Annotated in this window: 16 protein-coding genes and 2 pseudogenes; 4 read left to right on the forward strand and 14 right to left on the reverse strand. The window is 70.2% G+C overall.

The features are described 5' to 3' along the window. Positions 1–54: 54 nt before the first annotated feature. Positions 55–1,416 carry an aminomethyl transferase family protein gene (locus K7854_RS16935; protein ID WP_226027352.1) on the reverse strand — a complete coding sequence of 454 codons (1,362 nt, stop codon included), beginning with the start codon at positions 1,414–1,416 and terminating at the stop codon, positions 55–57. A gap of 307 nt (positions 1,417–1,723) precedes the next feature. Here K7854_RS16935 and K7854_RS16940 point away from each other — a divergent pair, with 307 nt between their 5' ends. Beyond that, entirely contained in the window at positions 1,724–3,631 is a 1,908-nt protein-coding gene (locus K7854_RS16940) for an FUSC family protein (protein WP_226027353.1), read from the forward strand. Here the strand turns inward: K7854_RS16940 and K7854_RS16945 are convergent. The 3 genes from K7854_RS16945 to K7854_RS16955 form a co-directional block, all read right to left on the reverse strand. Continuing rightward, complete coding sequence (locus tag K7854_RS16945; protein ID WP_226027354.1) at positions 3,534–4,487, reverse strand: catechol 2,3-dioxygenase; 954 nt, start codon at positions 4,485–4,487, stop codon at positions 3,534–3,536. The two genes, K7854_RS16940 and K7854_RS16945, sit on opposite strands and share 98 nt — an antisense overlap. After that, a complete protein-coding gene (locus K7854_RS16950; RefSeq protein ID WP_226027355.1) occupies positions 4,468–5,193 on the reverse strand; it encodes a GntR family transcriptional regulator in 726 nt (241 codons plus the stop codon). Before K7854_RS16950 ends, K7854_RS16945 begins: the two co-directional genes overlap by 20 nt. 75 nt (positions 5,194–5,268) lie before the next feature. Further along, positions 5,269–6,339, reverse strand: coding sequence for a chorismate-binding protein (locus K7854_RS16955; RefSeq protein ID WP_226027356.1), 1,071 nt, complete (start codon positions 6,337–6,339; stop codon positions 5,269–5,271). A 1,542-nt stretch (positions 6,340–7,881) separates the two neighbouring features. Here K7854_RS16955 and K7854_RS16960 point away from each other — a divergent pair. Then, positions 7,882–8,431 (forward strand): annotated as a pseudogene (locus tag K7854_RS16960) (hypothetical protein). Between the two features lie 100 nt (positions 8,432–8,531). On the opposite strand, the pseudogene K7854_RS16965 reads toward K7854_RS16960, so the two are convergent. The 4 genes and pseudogenes from K7854_RS16965 to K7854_RS37805 form a co-directional block, all read right to left on the reverse strand. After that, positions 8,532–8,858: pseudogene (locus K7854_RS16965) on the reverse strand (transposase domain-containing protein); the annotation flags it as partial. Between the two features lie 36 nt (positions 8,859–8,894). After that, positions 8,895–9,065 (reverse strand): hypothetical protein, encoded by a 171-nt coding sequence (locus K7854_RS16970; protein WP_226027357.1) that lies wholly within the window; start codon positions 9,063–9,065, stop codon positions 8,895–8,897. Continuing rightward, positions 9,065–9,394 carry an IS3 family transposase gene (locus K7854_RS16975; protein ID WP_226027358.1) on the reverse strand — a complete coding sequence of 110 codons (330 nt, stop codon included), beginning with the start codon at positions 9,392–9,394 and terminating at the stop codon, positions 9,065–9,067. The genes K7854_RS16970 and K7854_RS16975 overlap by 1 nt, the downstream gene beginning before the upstream one ends. Continuing rightward, the gene (locus tag K7854_RS37805) at positions 9,391–9,573 is read right to left on the reverse strand and encodes a transposase (RefSeq protein WP_226027411.1); all 183 of its coding nucleotides are present in this window, start codon (positions 9,571–9,573) and stop codon (positions 9,391–9,393) included. Before K7854_RS37805 ends, K7854_RS16975 begins: the two co-directional genes overlap by 4 nt. Before the next feature lie 217 nt (positions 9,574–9,790). On the opposite strand from K7854_RS37805, the gene K7854_RS16985 reads away from it, so the two are divergent. Beyond that, positions 9,791–9,997 carry a hypothetical protein gene (locus K7854_RS16985; protein ID WP_226027359.1) on the forward strand — a complete coding sequence of 69 codons (207 nt, stop codon included), beginning with the start codon at positions 9,791–9,793 and terminating at the stop codon, positions 9,995–9,997. A gap of 10 nt (positions 9,998–10,007) precedes the next feature. Here the strand turns inward: K7854_RS16985 and K7854_RS16990 are convergent, their stop codons facing one another. The 6 genes from K7854_RS16990 to xylB form a co-directional block, all read right to left on the reverse strand. Then, a complete protein-coding gene (locus K7854_RS16990) occupies positions 10,008–11,252 on the reverse strand; it encodes a hypothetical protein (RefSeq protein ID WP_226027360.1) in 1,245 nt (414 codons plus the stop codon). 384 nt (positions 11,253–11,636) lie between these two features. Continuing rightward, on the reverse strand, positions 11,637–13,160 hold the full coding sequence (gene adh / locus K7854_RS16995) for an aldehyde dehydrogenase (protein WP_226027361.1): 1,524 nt from the start codon (positions 13,158–13,160) through the stop codon (positions 11,637–11,639). Positions 13,161–13,382: 222 nt separating this feature from the next. Then, on the reverse strand, positions 13,383–14,678 hold the full coding sequence (locus K7854_RS17000; RefSeq protein WP_226027362.1) for a GAF domain-containing protein: 1,296 nt from the start codon (positions 14,676–14,678) through the stop codon (positions 13,383–13,385). A 153-nt stretch (positions 14,679–14,831) separates the two neighbouring features. Next, positions 14,832–15,437, reverse strand: a complete 606-nt coding sequence (locus K7854_RS17005; protein WP_226027363.1) for an N-acetylmuramoyl-L-alanine amidase — start codon at positions 15,435–15,437, stop codon at positions 14,832–14,834. A 325-nt stretch (positions 15,438–15,762) separates the two neighbouring features. Further along, a complete protein-coding gene (locus K7854_RS17010; RefSeq protein ID WP_226027364.1) occupies positions 15,763–16,974 on the reverse strand; it encodes an ROK family transcriptional regulator in 1,212 nt (403 codons plus the stop codon). A gap of 232 nt (positions 16,975–17,206) precedes the next feature. After that, positions 17,207–18,652 carry a xylulokinase gene (gene xylB, locus K7854_RS17015; protein WP_226027365.1) on the reverse strand — a complete coding sequence of 482 codons (1,446 nt, stop codon included), beginning with the start codon at positions 18,650–18,652 and terminating at the stop codon, positions 17,207–17,209. A gap of 155 nt (positions 18,653–18,807) precedes the next feature. Between xylB and xylA the strand changes: the two genes are divergently transcribed. Further along, positions 18,808–19,971 carry a xylose isomerase gene (gene xylA, locus K7854_RS17020; protein ID WP_226027366.1) on the forward strand — a complete coding sequence of 388 codons (1,164 nt, stop codon included), beginning with the start codon at positions 18,808–18,810 and terminating at the stop codon, positions 19,969–19,971. Positions 19,972–20,085: the final 114 nt, after the last annotated feature.

A 20,085-nucleotide genomic window follows, 5' to 3' on the forward strand; every position in this document is an offset into this window, starting at 1 on the left:
GCCCGGCCGGTATGCGGGGCGGGCATGAATCACCAGCCGGGCCGGAGACGGGGACTACCGGTCGCGGTAGGCGCCTCGGGCGAACTGCACGTAGGGGGCAGGCGCCACCGTCGCGCGGATCTCCACCTGACGGTGGGCCTCGACGCCCGGCTTGGCGGAATTGGGGTTCTCGCCCCACACCACCGTCACCTCGGTGCCCGGCTCGCTGTGGGCGAGATCGACGGTGGCAAGGGAGACCATGGCCCGCTCGTTGGCGATGTAGCCGACGTCCATGGAGATGCCCGCGAGCTGACCGTCGACGAGGACCTTGTCGCTCTGGTGGAGGGCGTAGCGGGCCTTGGGGAACTCGATGAACTTGGCCGGCAGTTCGTCCGACCGGTAGAGCGAGCCGATGGCCGCGGCGACGTCGTCCGCGTTCCAGACCAGCGTGACCTTGGTGCGGCGCGGCTGCTTGGCGATCTCCTCCAGGGCCGCGCGGCCGACGAAGTCGTGGTCGAACGCGACGATTGAGCCGTAACCGATGTCGTACGGGGTCACGTAGTAGTCGGTGACGTCCTCGGAGTCCATCGAGCCGCCCAGCGAGCCCATGGCCTCGGTGCTGAGCCACTCGCGGTAGCCCTTCATCTTCTCCCCCGAGAACACGGCCGGGAACGGGGCGGGCACCCAGGCCGACTCCAGGTTCGCGGTGGAGTACGCCTTGGCGCCGGCCCGGACCAGACCGAACTCGTCACCGACGGCCAGGATGGCGTCGCGGACCGCGTCGCCCTCCTCCCAGGGGCCGAAGAGCTCGAAGCCGGGCTGGCCGGCCATGCCGTGTCGCAGAGCGCGCACCTGGTGACCCGCGATGGTGAACGTGGTCATGTGGAAGAACTTGACCGAGGGGACCGGGGCTCCGGTGACCTTCTCCAGCAGGCCCACAGCGTTCGGGCCCTGCACCTCGAAGCGGTAGACCTTGGGCGGTCCGGCCACGCGGTCATAGGAGTTGTCGTCCCGCTCGGTCGTGGCGTTGTAGTCGCCGGTCTCCAGGTTGTACTGCACCCAGTCCAGCACCATCGGATGTCCGACCAGGTCGAACTTGTCCTGCTCCAGGTGGAAGAGCACGGCGTCGCCGATGAGCTGGCCGTCGTGGTTGACGGCCACGTACTGCTTCGCCCGCCCGGGACCGAACTTGGCGAAGCTGTTCACCCCGAGGCCGGACAGCAGCCGCAGCGCGTCGGGGCCCTCGATGTACAGGTCGGTCATGTGGTGCGACTGGTCAAGCAGGGCGACGGAGTCACGCCACGCGCTCTGCTCGCTGCGCCAGTTGGTGAACTCCGCGGCGACGGGAAACGTGTGCGGCCGGATCGGGGAGTTGCGCAGCAGCGCCACCGCCCCGCCCGCTCGCTCGATCGCCTGCTCGACGCTCTCCTGGCTCATGTCCCGCCTTTCCCGTGCTGAGCGTCCGTGCGGGGGCGTGGCCACAGGCCCATGCCTCGTGTGCCGCACTCCGGCTGTCTACTCAGTAGAATGTGTGTCTGTTCCATAGAACAGTAGGTGGCGGGTAACGCCGGCGCAATAGAGGGAGCCGAAATTGTCAACAGCCGAGGGGCACGAACCGCCACGCCGAAGAACCGCCGCAGGGCCGCGCTCCGGACCCGGATGGCACCGCTGGGCGACCACCGTCAACCGCGGCGCCGTCATCCGCGCGGCCCTCGCCACGGCGCTGCCTCTCGCCGTCGGACTCATGGCCGACCGGCCGCTGTACGGCGCGCTGGTTGCCATGGGCGCCCTCAACGGCATCACCAGCGACAACGGGGCCGGCTACCGAACCCGCATCCGTGCCATCGCCCTGCCGCAGCTCGCCGGCGCCGTCGGCCTGCTCTCGGGCGCCGCGGTGTTCGGCCGGGGATGGCTGACGGTCGCGGTGGTGACCGCCACCGCGCTGGTGTCGGGACTCATCTCCGCTCTCGGCCCCGTGGCCTCCGCGTCGGGGCTGCTGCTTCTGCTCAACACGGTGGTCGGTGCGGGGCTCCCCATGCCCGGACCATGGTGGCTCCCCCCGACGCTGATGACGCTCGGTGCGCTGCTCGTCCTGGCCTTCGCCCTGCTCGCGTGGCCACTGAGACCGTGGGCGCCGGAGCGGGCCGCCGTCGCGCAGGCGTATCGTGCCGTCGCCGAACTGCTGTTCTGTTGCGCGGACGGCGCGGCGGCTAAAACCGACTACGACGAAGCACGCCGCAAGCTCACGCACGCCTTGGACAAGGCGTACGACCTGCTGGCGGCTCATCGGCCACGGCAGGACGAAGGAAGCGAGCCCGCCCGTCTCACCGCCCGGCTCGACGCACTGACCCACCTCATCGAAGCCGCCCCCGCCATCCGCATCGGCGCGCGCGAAACATCACCCGGCCTTCCGGCCGCGCTGCACCGGGCGGCCGACGCCGTGGCAGCCGGCCGCCCGTGGGAGAGGGCCGACACCGCTGTCACCGCGGGCCGGGAGAACGCCGGCAAGCCGGTGAACGATCCAACTGGCGGCAGGCCGGCCGGTTCCCCCGACGGCCTGGGCCGGTTCTTGGCGCTCCCGGCCGCGTCCTGGCGTTACGGCATACGTCTGGCTGCGTGTATCGGCCTCGCGCAGGCCGTCATCTCCCTGGTTCCCGTGCCACGCTCGTACTGGGTCCCCCTCACGGTCACCTTCGTGCTGAAACCCGACTTCGGTTCGGTGTTCTCCCGAGCGGTCCTGCGCGTCGCGGGTACGGTCCCCGGCCTGGCGGTGGCAGCCGTGGTGTTCGTGGGCATCCCGCGCGGATGGTGGGACGTCCCCGTCGTCCTGTGTCTGGCCGCGCTCATCCCGGCTCTCACGCCTAGGGGATACGGACACCAGACCGCCGCCATCACCCCGCTGATCCTCCTGTTGTCGGACATGCTCAGTCACCAAGGTGCGGCGGTGGTGCTGCCGCGCCTGCTCGACTCGGCGATCGGTTGCGCGATCGCTCTCGTCGCGGGCTACCTGCTCTGGCCGGAAAGCTGGCACACCCGAGTCGGAGCGCGACTGGCGGACGCCGTCGAGGACCTGGCCCGCTATTCGGAACGGTCCCTCGGCACCTCCGCGACAGCTCCGTCGTCGCCGGGAGAACTGCGCCGTCGCCTCTACCGGGACCTCTCGGCAGTACGTACGGAACTGCAACGCGCGCTGGGTGAGCCGGCACCGGCCGGCAGCAGGGCACTGTCGTGGTGGCCTTTGGTGACCGCTGTCGAGCGTGCGGTGGACGCGACGACCGCCGCACGCATCCAGGTGACCCAGGGATCGGCCGCTCCCACCGAAGCCGACGTCACCGACCTCGGATGCCGGATCAGCCGACTGGCGCACTGCCTGAGACGGACTCCGGCCGAGCAGCCGTCTCGTCCCGCAGAGGTACTCGGCGCCCCACCGGGCACATCCGACGTTCTTGAGCCGTTGCGTCGGGAAGTCACCGCTATGGAGGCGGCAGCGCGCTCACTGACCCCCGCCGGCGTCGCCTCCAGCCGTGTGCAACGCCGGCGCGAGGCGGCGGCAGTCAGCTCCGCACAGGCGGAGTGCCGTGGGTGTGGAAGGACTCGATCGTCTTCAGGCCCCACGCCTGACCCTTCGCCCGCTCGGCCTCGGTCCAGGTGACCAGCTGCCAGTCCGGATCGAGGACCAGACGGGTGAGCGGGTTGCACAGCTCGATACGGTTGCCGCCGGGCTCGTAGACATACAGGAAGAACGTCTGCTGGATCGCATGCTTGTGCGGACCTGTCTCGATGAACACACCCGTGTCGATGGCGAGGTCGGCGGCACACAGGATGTCCTCGCGGGAGTCCGTGGCGAACGCGATGTGGTGCAGGCGGCCCTGGGAGCCGGTCCAGTCCTCGGTGTACACCACGTCGTAGGACTTGTTGGTGAAGGTCAGCCACTGTCCCGCGATCCGGCCCGAGTCCAGCCGGATCTGCTCGGTCGGCCGGGCGCCGAGCACCCTGCTGAGGAAGCCGCCGTTGGCGGCGACGTCGGAGGCCAGGAAGTTGACGTGGTCCAGGCGACGCACGCCGACACCATGACCGGGCTTCGCCTGCGGCTGGTTCTTGAGGGCGGGCGCCAGCGCGTCCGGAGCCTGGTAGCGCTCGGACTCCCAGTACAGGGCCAGTTCGTGTCCGTCGGGGTCGGTGGTGACGAAGAGGCGGCCCAGACCGGGTTCGTCCTCCGTCCAGCGTCCCGCGTGGCCGGTGTTCTCCAGTTCCTTCACTCGACGCAGAAGCGCCTCCTCGCTGGAGGCGCGCAGCGCGGTGCGGCGGACACCGGACGTGGTGTGAGCGGTCAGGACCAGGCTGTGGTGCTCGTAGTCGTCCCATGTACGCAGGTACACGGAGTCACCCGAGCGGCCGTTCACCGTCAGCCCGAGGTACTCGGTGAAGAAGGCGACGCTGGCCTCCAGATCAGGGGTGAGCAGCTCCACATGGCCGAGATGGGCGATGTCACCGAGGGGCGGGGTCATGATCGTGTCTCCTGACGAAAGGGGATGCGAAGGCGGTCGGCGCGGCTGGCGCAAGGGTGCTGCGCAGCGCCTGGATGACGCCGGCCGCGTGGGAGCGGGCAGCCGTCTCGGCGGCCTGCGGGTCCCGAGCCCTGATCGCATCGACCAGGGCCCGGTGCTCACGAAGGGACTGCGCGGGGCGGCCCGGTCGTAGCGCAAGGTGGAAGTGGTGGCGGACGAGCTGGGCGTTGAGCCGGTCCAGCAGTTCGCACGCCATGCGCTGCCCCGACAGCTCGTTGACGCGCGCGTGCAGCCTGCGGTTGAGATCGGAGTAGGCGACGACGGCACTCTGGGCGACCGCGGTGGTCATCCGGGCGAGAAGCTCGTCGAGTTCGTCGATCTGCCGGTCGGTGGCGTGCACCGCCGTCCTGGCCGCGCAGAGCCCTTCGAGCACCATGCGGCACTCCGTGATGGCGACGGCCTCCTCCACCGTGATCCCCCGTACCCGCGCCCCGCGGCGCGGGACACGCTCGATCAGCCCCTCGACGGAGAGGTCGAGCAGGGCCGCGCGCAGAGCGGCCCTCGTCACGCCCAGCCGTTCCGCGAACTCGGTCTCCAGCACCCGCTGGCCGGGTACCAGGTCACCGAGCAGGATCGACCGCCGCAACTCGTCGTGTGCGTACTGCCTGGCAGCCTCGCCGGAGACTGTCAACAGGTTCCTGGGCATCTGCGCCTCGCTCGGTACGGACGGGTGCCGGAGGCCAGTCCTCACTCGTGGGGTCACCGGCACAACGGCTGCGGATCACGCGGCAGGTGCACCGCGCACGTCCTGCTCCGGCGGACACCACGCGGGGCCCGAAGCCCCTGATGCGGCGATCCGTAGCAGGCGCCGGGCCTTGAGTTCGGTCTCCTCCCATTCGCGTTCGGGATCGGAGCCCCAGGTGATGCCGGCTCCCGTGCCGAACCGGAGCAGCTCGTCCCGACGGTCGATCCAGAAGGTCCGGATTCCGACAGCGAGTTCGCCCCGTTTCTGGTCGGCGTCGACCCAACCGACGGCACCGCAGTACGGACCGCGGTCCACAGGTTCGAGCTCTCCGATGACCCGCAGTGCGCGCTCTTTGGGAGCTCCGGTGACCGAACCGGGCGGGAAGGTGGCGGCGAGCAGATCCGGCCATCCGACGTCCTGCCGCAACTCGCCCTCCACCGAGGAGACGAGATGGACAAGACCCGGATGCTTCTCGACCGCGCACAGCTCGGGAACGATGACGCTCCCCGGGGAGCAGACGCGGCCCAGATCGTTGCGGACCAAGTCCACGATCATCACGTTCTCGGCGTGGTCCTTCTCCAGCAGATCGCTCTCGGTGCGGCCGGTCCCCTTGATGGGATTCGAAGTCACCGTTCGTCCGCTGCGGCGCAGATAGAGCTCCGGCGAAGCGGTCGCCACCTCGATGTGCTGCCCGGGGAGACGGACGACGCCGGCCTGTGGCGCGGGATTGTTCAGTCGCAGCGCGTGAGCCAGAGACAGGATGTCGGCGTTCGGAGCGACCGGTGCCGACAGGATGCGGCACAGATTGACTTGGTACATCTCCCCGGCCGCGATGTACTCACGTATGCGGCCGACTGCTGCGGTGAACTGCCCCCGGTCGAGCGAAGTTTCCCACCGCTGCGGTTCGGGGCCGCGCCAGCGGGCCGGCCCCGTCCCGGTCGTCGACGCTCGTACCTCCGCGAACCGTGCGCAGATGACCTCGCCCTCGAAGCCGATCACCACCGCCCAGAATCCCTCCGAGTCCAGTGCCGCGGGGTCGTTGGTGACGTCGAGCAGACCGGTCGCGAGCAATCCGTCCCAGCTGGCGACCGCATCGTGCGTCAACATCGACGTCTGTACTCCTTGCTTGCTGCTGGGGCGGCCGCCGCATAGGCGCGCAGTGTGACGTCAGATGCGAGCAACTAAACGGTTCAGCCGGATGTGGGTGGGGTGGCCTTGTTGTCCAGGGTGTCGACGCCAGGTCATCATTAGGAACCTACTGAGCAGAATGATGTTCTGTCTAGTAGATAGAAGGCTTTGATCTTAGAGGGCTTCCACCAGGGAGCCGACGACCGGGGCGGCACCGTTCCGTAGCGGCAGAGGCGCCGCTCCTCGGCTTGGCCGTCCGTCCGCTGGTTGTGAACCGTTCCCTACTGCTCGGTGGAGCTGCCAGCGTGGCGACCATGACCGGCTGTACCGAAGGAACGTCCGACGCGAGTGGCTCCGCGTCAGGCAGCGCCCAGAGCGGTATGCCGTCAGGTGGGCCCGGCGGTGCTGGGGCATGGGCCCACCTGACCGCGGTGTGATACGAGGTTGGCGTGCTCGGTCATGCGCGTCCACGCCCGGTGGCGGTCGACCGACTTGATCAGATGGCGCACGGTCGTGAGCGGGAGCGCAACCGGGTGCGGGATGCCGCGGTTGCTGTCGGAGGGCAGTAACGAAGTGATGAGCGAACGCCGAGTGCGGCGGTATGCAGTCCTTGCCCGCATGACGCTCGTTTGACGCTGCACGGCTCCGCATGAAGGACTATGAGTCGAGAAATGGGTCCTGACCAGGGGTTTTCCGCGCTCCGTCCAGGCCGACATCTTTCCGATGACGCATCACGTGGAGTGCGTGGCCATCCTCGAACCGGCCGCGAAGGGCTCCTGACCTGCGGTTTTGCCCGTGTGCATTATGTGCGGTGTGGGCGTTACGGGCGATATCTTGACGCTGAAATGACGCTCGTGACTCTCATTTGACGCTCGTACTGATGGGGTGTCAGGCGTACGTTGGGCAGGTCAGGGGGCGTTAAGGCTGCGGGTGACGAGGCAACGCCGAGGGCTGATGGCGCTCAAAGCGTAGTCGCCTGGTCCTGCAGATCAGATGTCGCGGAAGAGACCAGCCAGCGCGGTGACCTGCGACGATGAGAGGGATTCGGTCGCTGACCTGGGAGAATGGTCTTTCAGTTGTTTCACGCTCGTGCCAGTTGATGAAGCCGAAAGTCCCAGAAAAGTCCCAGAGCGCTCCCACGGTTGACGGAGGCTCTTTCGGCTTCACTCGACGTAGGGCAGCGTGGCGGGCCGGGGCTGTGCGCTGGAGGTCGGCCTTTGTTCCTCCGCGGCGATGGGCAGCTCACCTCCGCTCGCGCGGAGAGCACGTCTGCTGGCCTACCTGGGCGCGTCGGTTCAGCTTCGCCGTTCCATATCCGCTTTCCGCACAGTCTTCGCTGCGTGGTCGGCTGAGTCGGACAGGATCGGGAGTGCGCGGGAGACCCGATTGGCCCGTTCGTAAGGTCTCACGCTACCTTCACGCTTCCGAAGCCTCCTGCGGAAACAATCCCATACCTCCGAGCCGTGGAGGGGAGCGTGTCGGGCCTGAGGACTGTTCCGCACGGGCACGACGGATAGCGGCATGACCGAGGTCATGCCGCGTCTTGCTGAGATCGAGGCCGATGTGCAGGGTCTCGTCGAGGCACACATGGAGACGCTGCTGGGCGTCCGATTCCTGGCGAGCGAGTACAGCACTGGGCCCGTCCACCGACTCTTCGGCAGCGACCTGCTCGGGTTTGAGACCGTGGCCTCCGTGAGCGGCGGCATGCAGGTGGCCCGCCGGGCAGGGCGCCGGGCGGCGGCCGATGTCCAGGGCGCGTCGATGCGCGAGTTGGCAGGCGCGGTCGACGAGGTCCTGCTCGGGCTCGGGACGGCGCGAACCGGGTGGAGCGCAAGACCTACCGGGCCTATCAGCGACTGCGGAACTTCGCCTGCCTGTGCCGCCGCAGCGCAGCAAGCGGGTGGTCTACCTGAAGGTCGACCCGAAAGACGTCGACCTTGTTCGGGGCTTCATCCGGGACGTGTCTGGTCTCGGTCACCACGGGACGGGTGATCTGGAGGTGCAGCTGCGTACGCCGAGGGACGTGGAGTGGGCGCAGGACCTGTTCCGGGCAAGCTACGCGGCGGCGTGATCGCCCGCCGCGGGGTTTGCTCCTGGCTCCGCCAGAAGGCTTCCTCGTACTCGGCCGGCGGCCCGTAGTCGAGCGTGGAGTGAAGACGCTCTTCGTTGTACCAGGTGATCCGCTGGAAGATCGCCCGCTCGACCTGGTCGACGTCCTTCCAGGGGCCCTGCATCTCGATCAGCTCGGCCTTGTAGGTGCCGTTCAGGGCCTCGGCCATCGCGTTGTCATACGAGTCCGCGACCGAGCCGACCGACGCGGAGGCGCCGATGTTGGCGAGCCGGTCGCTATACCGAATTGATACGTATTGCGACCCTCGGTCGCTGTGATGAATGAGCCCGGAGTCCTTCTTGATCCTCCGTCTCCACAAGGCCATCTCCAGGGCGTCCAGCGGGGGTTCGGGCCGCATATGGTTCGCGACCTGCAGCCCGACGATCATCCGCGAGTGCACGTCCAGGACGAACACCACATACGCTCACCCCGACCAGGTGCGGACATAGGTCATGTCCGCCACCCACAGATGATCAGGTCGTCTGGCGGTGAAGTCGCGGTCGACCAGGCCCGGCGGACGCGGCGCCGACGGCTCTGGAACCGTGGTCCGGCGCCCTCGGCCACGGATGACGCCCTCCAGACCCAGCTCGGCCATCAGCCTCTCGACGGTGCAGCGGGCCACCTCGACGCCCTTGCGCCCAGGGCCCGCGTGATCCGGCGGGCACCACAGGTGCCGCCCGACTCGGCATGAATCTCTTCGATCAGCGGCATGAGCTGTTCGTCCCGGAGCCGGCGGGCCGACTTCGGCCGCTTCTTGCGGGCGAAGTACGTCGACGGGGACAGCTCCAGCACCCGGCAGACGGGATCGACCCCGAGGCCGTGTCCACGCAGGTGGTCGATCACCTGCTCGGTCTCGTCCGGGACGGTCGATCTCCTGGGCAAAAACACCGAGGCGGCTTTCAGGATCTCGTTCGCCCGCCTCAACTCTGCGACTTCCTGCGGAGTTGCTTCAGCTCGTCGAGCTCGGTGGTGGTGAGCCCGTCGTCCCGCTCGCCGCGGTCGACCTCGGCCTGGCGGACCCAGCCGCGCAGGGCTTCTTTGTGGATGCCGAGGTCCTTCGTGACGTGGGCGATGGGGCGGCCGGTGGTGCGGGCCCCGCGAATCGCGCGCTCGCGGAGTTCGTCAGGCTATTTACGGGGTGCTGCCATGGTGCTGGTGGTTCTCCTTCGCCAGGACGGTAACCCTGGCATCAGGGACTCCACAAATCTCGGTACAGCTCAAACACCCATCTCGGCGGGCCCGAGTTCATGCGAGGCCAGCTTCACCGGCTGCTGGACGCGATGGATCTGCCGGGCCTGCCTCTGGACATTATCCAGGCCTGTGCCCCACCTCGGAGTTTATCCTGGAGGCGGATTCTCGATCTTCGAAGACCACAAGGTCGAGATCGTGGGATCCCGCGGGGCCGAGACGATCACAGACCAGGACCGGGTCGATCTGTTCCGCAAGGCGTTCGTGCTCCTCCACTCCTCTGCCGTCAACGGTCAGGCTGCCTGGGATCTGATCACGGCCGTGTTGGCGGCGAGGTGACAGCGCGAGGTCACGAATGGGTGAGGCTTTCGTGGTCCCACTGCTCCAGCAGCGTCTCCGCGGGCAGAGCGCTGCCGTCTGAGGCAAGTCGCTGGACCGGCATGTCGTGGGAGGCGCAGGCGAGCAGTTGCTCAGCGACGAGGTGAGGAACGAGCAAGGCTGTGGTGCCTGACTTCCGGTTGAAAGCTACCTGGTAGGTGGCGATGACTGATGCCTCCCAGAGGGTGAGAGGGTCGCGTTCCGGCTCGTTGTGGCGGGTGCGTGGTAGAGCGGGTGTCTTGACTGCCACCAGCTGCCACGGCGTGGTGGCGGGGCGGGCGGCTCTTTCGCGCGCCTGGCGGATCCAGTCGGCGCTGAGCTGACGGAAGGCGGTGTGAGCTTCGGGCTTCCCCTTGCGGCGGCGTCCGAAGGCGTCGCTGACGACGGTGTACACCGAGAAGTCATGATCTTCCAGGCGCTGCCAGGACCAGGTGGCTCGGCGACTCCACTCATACCAGGCTCGCCGGAAGGTCTTCTCCGCTTCCGCTCCCAACCCGGCGAAGCCGGGATCGTTGGAGAAGCGCGGCGTGGGCAGGACGCGTACGGCAGCCGCCTCCAGCAGATGGGCCGGCTGGACGAGGGCCGCGAAGGCCCGACGCTCGGAGTCAAGGACGGCGGTGAGTCGACTCTGCAGTCCGTCGGCCCAAGGGGCGAGGAACGGGTAATCGGCTACTGCCTGGTTGCTCCGTATCAGGTAGGAGTGCAGTCGGCGCCAGTGTGAGTGGCGTCCATAGCGGAGGTTGCGGGCGCGGTCATAGCGTTCCCACTCCTCGTCGTGCCCAGCCTCGTTGTCGTCCTCATCCGTGTCGCCGACGTCATTGGTGTGGGGTGGGTAGTCGCCGGTAGCGAGGGCGGTGGCCGCGTCACGCTCCGCCTTGATGTCATCCTCGTCCTCGGGGTCCCTGTCGAGCCAGATGGTGAGAGAGTCCACGTCGTTCACTGCCGCGCCGAGCGGCAGGAGCGGGCTGTCCGTGAACAGAGCCCACCGGCAGTTCTTACAGAGCCGCTCGACGGCTTCGCCGAACGGGATGTCGAACTGGTTCACAGAAGCGGCCGACCGCAGTGCGCTGCACTCGGGGCTTCCGTGGAGCTTGCCCTTGCCTGTTGCCGAGGCGTGGCAAGCGATGGGGATGTCCCGGGCCGACCCCAGGGGAACCTCGGGCCTGAAGATCGAGCCGAGCATGACGTGGCGGAGCTCACCGGTATTCGAAGGCATGTCGGCAGGCTATGCGCAGGCACTGACAGCCCGCCGGGTAATCGGTCCCCACCACTCTGGGGTGAGTTGACGCACCACGCCAGGCACGTGGCCGCCAGCGATGGTCACGGGGCCACGTGATGAGAGCGGTCGGGCTCGAAGCATGTTCCCACGCCCGCGGAGCGTGCTCCAGGGCCCGCGCGGTCCCGCCAGGTCGTGCCACCACAAGTGTCAAAGGGTTGTCGCCTGCCTCACCCCGGACGGGAGCCTGGTCCGTGACTGGTCCGGGGACAGTCCTCGTGCAGGTCGACCCTCGACCTGAGGCAGTCTGTTGCTTACCCAGAGTGACTCCGGTGTCGGACTGCCTGGAGCGTAACGGCGTCTCCAGGCAGCCGACTTGAGACTCTAGAAGAACCCAAGTTTCTTCGGGCTGTATGAAACCAAAACGTTCTTCGTCTGCTGGTAGTGCTCCAGCATCATCTTGTGGTTCTCCCGGCCGATGCCCGACTGCTTGTAGCCGCCGAAGGCGGCGTGCGCCGGGTAGGCGTGGTAGCAGTTCGTCCACACCCGTCCCGCCTGGATCGCGCGACCGGCCCGGTAGGCGGTGTTCATGTCGCGGGTCCATACGCCGGCGCCGAGGCCGTACAGGGTGTCGTTGGCGGTCTTGATCGCGTCGTCGAAGTCGTCGAAGGACGTCACCGACACGACCGGGCCGAAGATCTCCTCCTGGAAGATCCGCATGCGGTTGTGCCCCTCGAAGATCGTCGGCTGGACGTAGTACCCGCCCTTCAGCTCGCCGTCGTGCTCGATCCGCTCACCGCCGGTCAGCACCTTGGCGCCCTCCTGCCGGCCGATGTCCAGGTAGGAGAGGATCTTCTCCAGCTGGTCGTTGGAGGCCTGCGCGCCGATCATCGTGTCGGTGTCCAGGGGGTGACCCGGCTTGATCGCCTCGGTGCGGGCGACGGCGGCCTCCATGAACTCGGCGTAGGTGCCGCGCTGGACGAGCGCCCGGGACGGGCAGGTGCAGACCTCGCCCTGGTTGAGCGCGAACATCGTGAAGCCCTCGAGCGCCTTGTCGCGGAAGTCGTCGTCCCGCGCCCAGACGTCGTCGAAGAAGATGTTCGGCGACTTGCCGCCCAGCTCCAGCGTGACCGGCTTGATGTTCTCCGAGGCGTACTGCATGATCAGCCGCCCGGTGGTGGTCTCGCCGGTGAACGCCACCTTCGCCACCCGAGGGCTCGACGCCAGCGGTTTGCCCGCCTCCACGCCGAAACCGTTGACGACGTTCAGCACTCCGGGCGGCAGCAGGTCGGCCACCAGGCTCAGCCAGTAGTGGATCGAGGCCGGGGTCTGCTCGGCGGGCTTCAGGACCACCGCGTTCCCGGCAGCCAGAGCGGGGGCGAGTTTCCAGGCCGCCATCAGGATCGGGAAGTTCCACGGGATGATCTGCGCGACGACTCCCAGGGGCTCGTGGAAGTGGTAAGCCACGGTGTCGTCGTCGACCTCGCCCAGTGACCCCTCCTGGGCGCGGAGCGCACCCGCGAAGTAGCGGAAGTGGTCGATGGCCAGCGGGATGTCGGCCGCCAGCGTCTCGCGCACCGGCTTGCCGTTCTCCCAGCTCTCGGCCACCGCCAGGCGCTCCAGGTTCGCCTCCATGCGGTCGGCGATCTTCAACAGGATGTCGGAACGCTCGGTCACCGAGGTACGGCCCCAGCCCGGAGCGGCCTCGTGCGCGGCGTCGAGCGCCAGCTCCACGTCGTCCGCCGTGCCGCGCGCGATCTCGGTGAACGGCAGGCCGTTCACCGGGGACGGGTTCTCGAAGTACTGCCCGCGCGCCGGCGGCACGTACTCGCCGCCGATGAAGTGGTCGTAGCGCGACTGATAGGAGACGATCGCGCCCTCGGTGCCGGGCGCCGCGTAACGGGTCATCCTTGGTGCCTCCTCATCGAGCGCTGCCCGCCGTTGGACAGCTCTGCGCGCGAGGCTAGGAAGCGGGACGTTGCAGAGACGTTGCGAGTGCCGCGTACCGAGTATCGCCTGCCGTGTGCCGTGTGCCGTGTGCCGTGTGCCGTGTGCCGTTTCGCGTGTCGCCTGCCGCGTGTCGCCTGTCGGCCCGCGGTCCCCAGGAGCGCCGCTGACCGGCGGGTGCGCTCACCTCGCGCTCGGTGCCGTCAGTTCGGCCTCCAGCGCCGCGAGCCGGGAGCGTGTCGCCGCCGTGGGCCGGACCGCCGCGAGCGCGCGCCACACGTCGAGATCGTCCTCCCCCCACGGCGCGTGGGCCCAGTCGGCCAGCAGGTCGGGATCACCGCAGGTGACCAGCGCTGCGCGCAGACCGTCGGCGAGCCGGTGCCTGAGTCGGACGACCGACGGGGCCTGGGAGCCGGGCAGCAGCGGCCCCGCGTACACCGTCGCGGCTCCCGTCACCGCACCGGCCCGCAGACGGCGCTCGACCACCGCCGCGTCGGACTCGACGGGCATCGTGAGCCGGTACGGTCGTGAGGCCAGCCGGCCGGGCCCCAGAATGCCGCGCAGGCGGGCCAGTTCGGCCCGCAGTGTCACCGGCGGCACCGTCTCGTCCTCGTACAGCGCACAGAGCAACTCGTCGCCGGTCAGACCCTCGGGGTGGTGGGCGAGCAGCACGACGATCTCGCTGTGCCGCCGGCTCAGCCTGATCCTGCGGCCGTCCGTGCTCAGCAACGCCTCGTCCCGGCCCAGCGCGGTCAGCTCGGCCGCCCCGGGCCCCGGCAGCTCCGGAGCGAGCAGCGCCAGCTGCGATTCCGCGGCCCGCGCCACCGCCTGCACGAAACCCAGACTGTGCGGGTGCGCCAGACCGTCCCCGCCCGTGATGTCCACGGCGCCGAGCACCCGCCCGGTACGGGGATCGTGCACCGGAGCAGCGGCGCAGGTCCAGGGCTGGACCCGGCGTATGAAGTGCTCGGCCGCGAAGACCTGCACCGGACGGCCGACGGCCACCGCCGTGCCCGGCGCGTTCGTCCCGACCGCCGACTCCGACCAGCGGGCCCCGGGGACGAAGTTCATCCGTCCCGCCCGCCGCCGGGTGGCCGGATGCCCCTCGACCCACAGCAGCCTGCCGTGGGCGTCGCACACGGCGAGCAGGTGCTCGCCGTCGGAGGCGAACGTCCCCAGCAGCTCCCGGACCAGCGGCATCACCCGCGACAGCGGATGCTCGGCACGGTAGGCGCCGAGGTCGCCGTCCATCAGCTCCACGCTCGCGGCACCGTCCGGGCCGACACCCGCCCGGACCGACCGCCGCCACGACTCCGCCACCACGGCCCGCACGGGCTGCGGCACCGTCCCCGCCTCGGTGAAGGTCTCGTGCGCGCGACGCAGCGTCCGCGCGCGCTCGGTGGGGTCGGCTCCCGGTTCCAGAGCCAGCCATGCATCAGTCAACTCGGCCTCCCCGGACGGTGTTGCGGTGTGGGACATCGTGACTCCGCCGGTACGCGCGGACAACCACTTCGACCGGCCGGACACCCGAATGTGGCGTTCCGAGCGGACACCGGTGACGAGACGGGTGAGGGGCGCGGACGAGGCACGGGTCAGGCGGTGGTGAGGCACGGGCTGAGGGGCGGCCAGGGGTCAGGCGAAGTTGACCAGTCTGATGTAGCGGGTCCAGTCCCAGAAGGGCCCCGGGTCGGTGTGGTCGCTGCCGGGCACCTCGTGGTGCGCGATGATGTGCGAGCGGTCCTTGGGGATCCCGTAGGCGGTGCAGATCGCCGCGGTGAGCCGGGCCGACTGCTCGTACAGGGCGTTGGTGAAGTACTCGGGCCGGTCCACCCACCCCTCGTGCTCGATCCCGATGCTGCGGGTGTTGTAGTCCCAGTTGCCCGCGTGCCAGGCGATGTCCGTCTCGCGGACGCACTGCGCCACGTGCCCGTCGGAGGACCGGACGACGTAGTGCGCGGACACCTGCCTCTCGGGATCGCGGAAGATGGACAAGGTGTCGGCGTACGTCTCCTGCGTGACGTGGACGACCACGTAGTCGACGGGATAGGCCGTGGGGCGGCTCGACCGGCTGTAGTTCGACGCGCTCGCCGGCAGCCACTCCGCCGAGGGGTAGTCGACGGCACCGGCCCGCGCGGCGGCCCGGGTGCCGGAGAGCAGGGTGTAGGGGACGGTGGCGAGCGCGGCGCCCTTGAGGAGCCGCCGCCTGGTCGGAGCGGGTGCTGTCCTTTCCCTTTCCATGGGATTGCCCTTTCGTCGTGGGGCGCTGGGCCCGGTGGGGGGGTGGCTGCTCGGCCGTTCGACAGGGCGGAGAGGCACGCCGTGGCGGCATGCCGCAGCGACATGACGGGTTGACACGAACCGCGGAGCAGAACGCCGACGCGGACGTCCGACCGCCCATGGGGCGAGGTGCGTCCGCGTGAATCACCGTACGGGCAGCGGGCGTTGCGCAGTAGGCCGCCGCGCCGTTCCGTGGACAGCCACCGCCTTGTGGACACTGTGCTCACTCGATCGAGTGAACGGGCGTCGCGGGTCCGGTCCTCGGCGGGACCCCTGCGAGCGGGGTTCAGGCCCGCTCGGCCACCGCTCCCGGGTCGTCCAGAACGGCACGCACGACGGAGTGCGCGGCGCCGAGCAGCGGTCCCTGCGGGCCCAGCTCCGACACCGCCACCGGGCAGGCGGGGCCGGCCGTGCGCCGGGCCAGTTCGTCCCGCAGCGACGGCAGCAGCCAGGGCGCGAGACCGGCCAGTGCGCCGCCCAGCACCACGCCCTCCGGGTCCAGCAGGTTCACCGCTCCGGTCAGGGCGATGCCCAGGGCCGTGCCCGCCTCGCGCAGGGCACGCCGTACGTCCTCGTCGCCCTCCGCCGCACGTCCGGCGAGCAGCCCGACCCGGTCTTCCCCGGGCTCCACGCCCGCCGCACGCAGCACCGCCTTCTCACCGGCGTACTGCTCCAGGCACCCGCGTCCGCCGCACGCGCACTCGGGACCGTCGGGATGGACCGGCACATGCCCCAGCTCGCCGGCGAAGCCGCGGGTACCGCGCAGCAGCCGGCCGTCGAACACCACGGCCGCACCGATGCCGATCTCGGCCGAGACGTGCAGGAAGTCCCGGGGCGTGCCGTCGCCGAGCCAGAGTTCGGCGAGCGCGCCGAAATTGGCCTCGTTGTCCACCGTCGGCGGCAGGTCCGCGGGCAGCAGCGCGCCCAGGTCCGCGTCGTGCCAGTCCAGGTTCGGGGCGCGTACGACGGTCCGGCCGTCCCGGGCCACGAGACCCGGCACGGCCACCGCGAGCCCGGCCGGCCACAACCCCTCGCCTTCCGCCTCCGACACGACCTGCCGCACCAGGCCGGTGAGCTGGGCGAGCACCGGCTCCGGCGAACGGCCCCGATTGCTGCCGTAGCGAACGGCACGCGCGCGTACCCGGCCGCGCAGGTCGACCGCGCAGACCGCGAGGTGGTCGACGCCGATCTCCGCCCCGATGCCGGCCGGGCCCCGGGCGCTGACGGCGAGCGCGGACCCGGGGCGGCCGACGCGGCCGGGGCGCTCGGGGCCCAGTTCCTCCAGCAGGCCCGAGCGGATCAGCTCGTCCACGAGGGTCGACACCGCCGCTCGCGTCAGCCCGATCCGTGAGGCGACGGCGGCCCGGGACAGGGGGCCCTCGGCGCTGACGGTGTGCATCACCCGCGCGAGATTGCGGCGGCGCATTCCCTGCTGGGTGTCCGGCAGCGCGCGCCGTCCGGGGCGGGCCGGGTGGGCTTCGTGCGGCGGTGCGGTCATGCCTCCGTCATTCCTCGTTCTGTCGTCGCCCGGCCGGGTCGCGGCCGGTGACCACTGGTCGCGGCGCCCGTGTGGTCGCGGCACCCGTGCCTGCGATCCGGCGGCGGGACACGCCGGACAGGCCCCGGGCGGCTCCGGCGCTTCCCGGTCCGGTGGCGCTCCCGCGAGGTGCCCCCACAACCGTTCGTGGACTGCCCACCGGTGGCCGCGCCACGCCCGCGCGAGCGCGTCCTCAGCGGGCGGACGCGTCCTGTTCCAGCAGTGGTGCCGCGTCGGAGAGTACCCCGGTGATCCTGTCCAGCGTCGCCTGGTCCCGTTCCACGGCGTCGAGCACCGGTCCGGCGGCCGTGTTCCAGCGCCGGGCGACGGCGGCCGCGTCCTCGCCGGTCAGCAGGCCGGCCGCCTGTGCCGCCGCGCCGAGCGCGACCAGTTCCCTGGCCTCCGGGATCTGGACCGGCCGCCCCGACAGCCGCCGTACCGTCTGCTGCCAGGCCGCGCCCCGGGCGCCGCCGCCGATCAGCAGCAGCGGCGCGGACGGGTCCGCGTCGGCGTCGAGGACCAGGTCGAGCGCGCCGAGCAGCGAGTGGACGGCGCCGTCGTAGGCGGCCTGGAGCAACTGGCCGGCGGTGGTGTCGTGCCGCAGCCCGTACAGGAGACCGGAGGAATGCGGGAGGTTCGGTGTGCGCTCGCCGTCCAGGAAGGGCAGGAGCGTGGCGCCGGTGCCCGGCTCGACGGCTTCCCGGTCCAGTCCCAGCAGGGACGCGACGCGGTCGACGGCCAGTGTGCAGTTGAGGGTGCAGGCCAGCGGCAGCCAGTCGCCGCGCGCGTCGGCGAAGCCCGCCACCGTGCCGGTCGGGTCGGCGGGCCGGTGCCGGGACACGGCGTACACCGTGCCCGACGTGCCCAGGCTCATCACCGGGACGCCGGGACGCAGTCCCAGGCCCAGTGCGGCGGCCGCGTTGTCGCCGGTGCCGGCGGCGACCAGGGTGCCCTTGGAGAACGGCAGGCCGTGGCCGTCGCGTACGGTGCCGGCCACCTCGCCGGGTCGCACGACCCGGGGCAGCAACGCGGGATCGAGCCCCACGCGCGCGAGGATCCCCTCGTCGTACGCCTCCGTGCCCGACGCCCACCAGCCGGTGCCGGACGCGTCGCCCCGGTCGGTGGTCCCCTCGCCGGTGAGGCGCTCGGTGAGGTAGTCGTGGGGGAGCCGTACGGCCTTCACCGCGCGGGCCGCGTCCGGCTCGTGCTCGGTCAGCCAGGCCCACTTGGTGACCGTGAAGGAGGCGCTGGGCACACTCCCCGTGCGCTCCGCCCAGGCCTTGGCCCCGCCCAGCTCGTCGATCAGGCGGCGGGCCTGCGGGGCCGAGCGCACGTCGTTCCACAGCAGGGCGGGGCGCACCGGCTCGCCCTGCGCGTCCAGGGTGACCAGACCGTGCTGCTGCCCGCCGATGGAGACCGCGGCGGCTTCGTGGGCGGCCTCGCCGCACTGGTTCAGGGCCTCGCCCAGCGCGTCCCACCACTGGCGGGGGTCGCTCTCCCGGCCGGCCCCGGAGGACACGGTGTGGGGCGCCTGGCCGCTCGCGACGACCCGGCCGGTGGCCGCGTCGACGACCAGTGCCTTGGTGGACTGGGTCGACGTGTCCACGCCGACGACGAGCGGACCCTCGGCTGCTGACATCGGGCTTCTCCCTCTTCCGCGGGTCCTGGGACCCGGTCTTCACTCCTTCGGGGACACCTTGTCCCTTCCCAGGACCGTGTGTGCATACTAATTTGTAAAGCGCCATGACGAAATAGTCGGCAGCGATTGACCGGCAGCGAGTGAGGAGCCGCACCATGAACTACCAGCCCACTCCCGAGGACAGGTTCACGTTCGGTCTGTGGACGGTCGGCTGGCAGGGCCGTGACCCGTTCGGTGACGCCACCCGGCAGGCCCTGGACCCGGCCGAGTCGGTGCGGCGCCTGTCCGAACTGGGCGCGTACGGCGTCACGTTCCACGACGACGACCTGATCCCCTTCGGATCGAGCGACACCGAGCGGGAGGCGCACGTCAAGCGGTTCCGGCAGGCACTGGACGCGACCGGCATGAAGGTGCCGATGGCGACGACGAACCTGTTCACGCACCCGGTGTTCAAGGACGGCGCCTTCACCGCCAACGACCGGGACGTGCGCCGCTACGCGCTGCGCAAGACGATCCGCAACATCGACCTCGCGGTCGAGCTGGGCGCGAGCGTCTACGTGGCCTGGGGCGGCCGGGAGGGCGCGGAGTCCGGCGCGGCCAAGGACGTGCGGGACGCCCTGGACCGGATGAAGGAGGCCTTCGACCTGCTGGGCGAGTACGTCACCGAGCAGGGCTACGACCTGAAGTTCGCGATCGAGCCGAAGCCGAACGAGCCGCGCGGTGACATCCTGCTCCCGACGGTGGGGCACGCCCTGGCCTTCATCGAGCGTCTCGAACGGCCGGAGCTGTACGGCGTGAACCCGGAGGTCGGCCACGAGCAGATGGCCGGTCTCAACTTCCCCCACGGGATCGCCCAGGCCCTGTGGGCGGGCAAGCTCTTCCACATCGACCTCAACGGCCAGTCGGGCATCAAGTACGACCAGGACCTGCGGTTCGGCGCGGGCGACCTGCGGGCCGCGTTCTGGCTCGTCGACCTGCTGGAGCGGGCCGGGTACGCGGGCCCGCGGCACTTCGACTTCAAGCCGCCGCGGACCGAGGACCTGGACGGCGTGTGGGCGTCGGCGGCGGGCTGCATGCGCAACTACCTGATCCTCAAGGACCGGGCCGCGGCCTTCCGCGCCGATCCGCAGGTGCAGGAGGCGCTGGCCGCGGCCCGGCTGGACGAGCTGGCCCGCCCGACCGCCGAGGACGGTCTGGCCGCCCTGCTGGCCGACCGGACCGCCTACGAGGCCTTCGACGTGGACGCGGCCGCCGCGCGCGGCATGGCCTTCGAGCACCTCGACCAGCTCGCCATGGACCACCTCCTCGGCGCCCGCTGACCGGTACGGTTCCGGTGCGCGTGCTCCGGCCTCCTGCCTCGCGGAGGGGGCCGGAGCACGCGCGTGTCGTCCACAGGACGCACCGGGCGAGCCGGACGGGACGGCGCGGAAACG

This window comes from Streptomyces hyderabadensis (assembly GCF_020404845.1).
GTDB lineage: Bacteria > Actinomycetota > Actinomycetes > Streptomycetales > Streptomycetaceae > Streptomyces > Streptomyces hyderabadensis.

Excerpts from the sequence above, each read along its gene's own strand:
- xylB (WP_226027365.1), bottom strand. The coding sequence starts at position 18,652 with ATGTCAGCAGCCGAGGGTCCGCTCGTCGTCGGCGTGGACACGTCGACC.
- K7854_RS16950 (WP_226027355.1), bottom strand. The coding sequence starts at position 5,193 with ATGCCCAGGAACCTGTTGACAGTCTCCGGCGAGGCTGCCAGGCAGTAC.
- K7854_RS16955 (WP_226027356.1), bottom strand. The coding sequence starts at position 6,339 with ATGTTGACGCACGATGCGGTCGCCAGCTGGGACGGATTGCTCGCGACC.
- K7854_RS16945 (WP_226027354.1), bottom strand. The coding sequence starts at position 4,487 with ATGACCCCGCCCCTCGGTGACATCGCCCATCTCGGCCATGTGGAGCTG.
- K7854_RS17010 (WP_226027364.1), bottom strand. The coding sequence starts at position 16,974 with ATGACCGCACCGCCGCACGAAGCCCACCCGGCCCGCCCCGGACGGCGC.
- K7854_RS16990 (WP_226027360.1), bottom strand. The coding sequence starts at position 11,252 with ATGCCTTCGAATACCGGTGAGCTCCGCCACGTCATGCTCGGCTCGATC.
- K7854_RS16935 (WP_226027352.1), bottom strand. The coding sequence starts at position 1,416 with ATGAGCCAGGAGAGCGTCGAGCAGGCGATCGAGCGAGCGGGCGGGGCG.
- K7854_RS16970 (WP_226027357.1), bottom strand. The coding sequence starts at position 9,065 with ATGGCCGAGCTGGGTCTGGAGGGCGTCATCCGTGGCCGAGGGCGCCGG.
- xylA (WP_226027366.1), top strand. The coding sequence starts at position 18,808 with ATGAACTACCAGCCCACTCCCGAGGACAGGTTCACGTTCGGTCTGTGG.
- K7854_RS17005 (WP_226027363.1), bottom strand. The coding sequence starts at position 15,437 with ATGGAAAGGGAAAGGACAGCACCCGCTCCGACCAGGCGGCGGCTCCTC.
- K7854_RS17000 (WP_226027362.1), bottom strand. The coding sequence starts at position 14,678 with ATGTCCCACACCGCAACACCGTCCGGGGAGGCCGAGTTGACTGATGCA.
- adh (WP_226027361.1), bottom strand. The coding sequence starts at position 13,160 with ATGACCCGTTACGCGGCGCCCGGCACCGAGGGCGCGATCGTCTCCTAT.
- K7854_RS16940 (WP_226027353.1), top strand. The coding sequence starts at position 1,724 with ATGGCCGACCGGCCGCTGTACGGCGCGCTGGTTGCCATGGGCGCCCTC.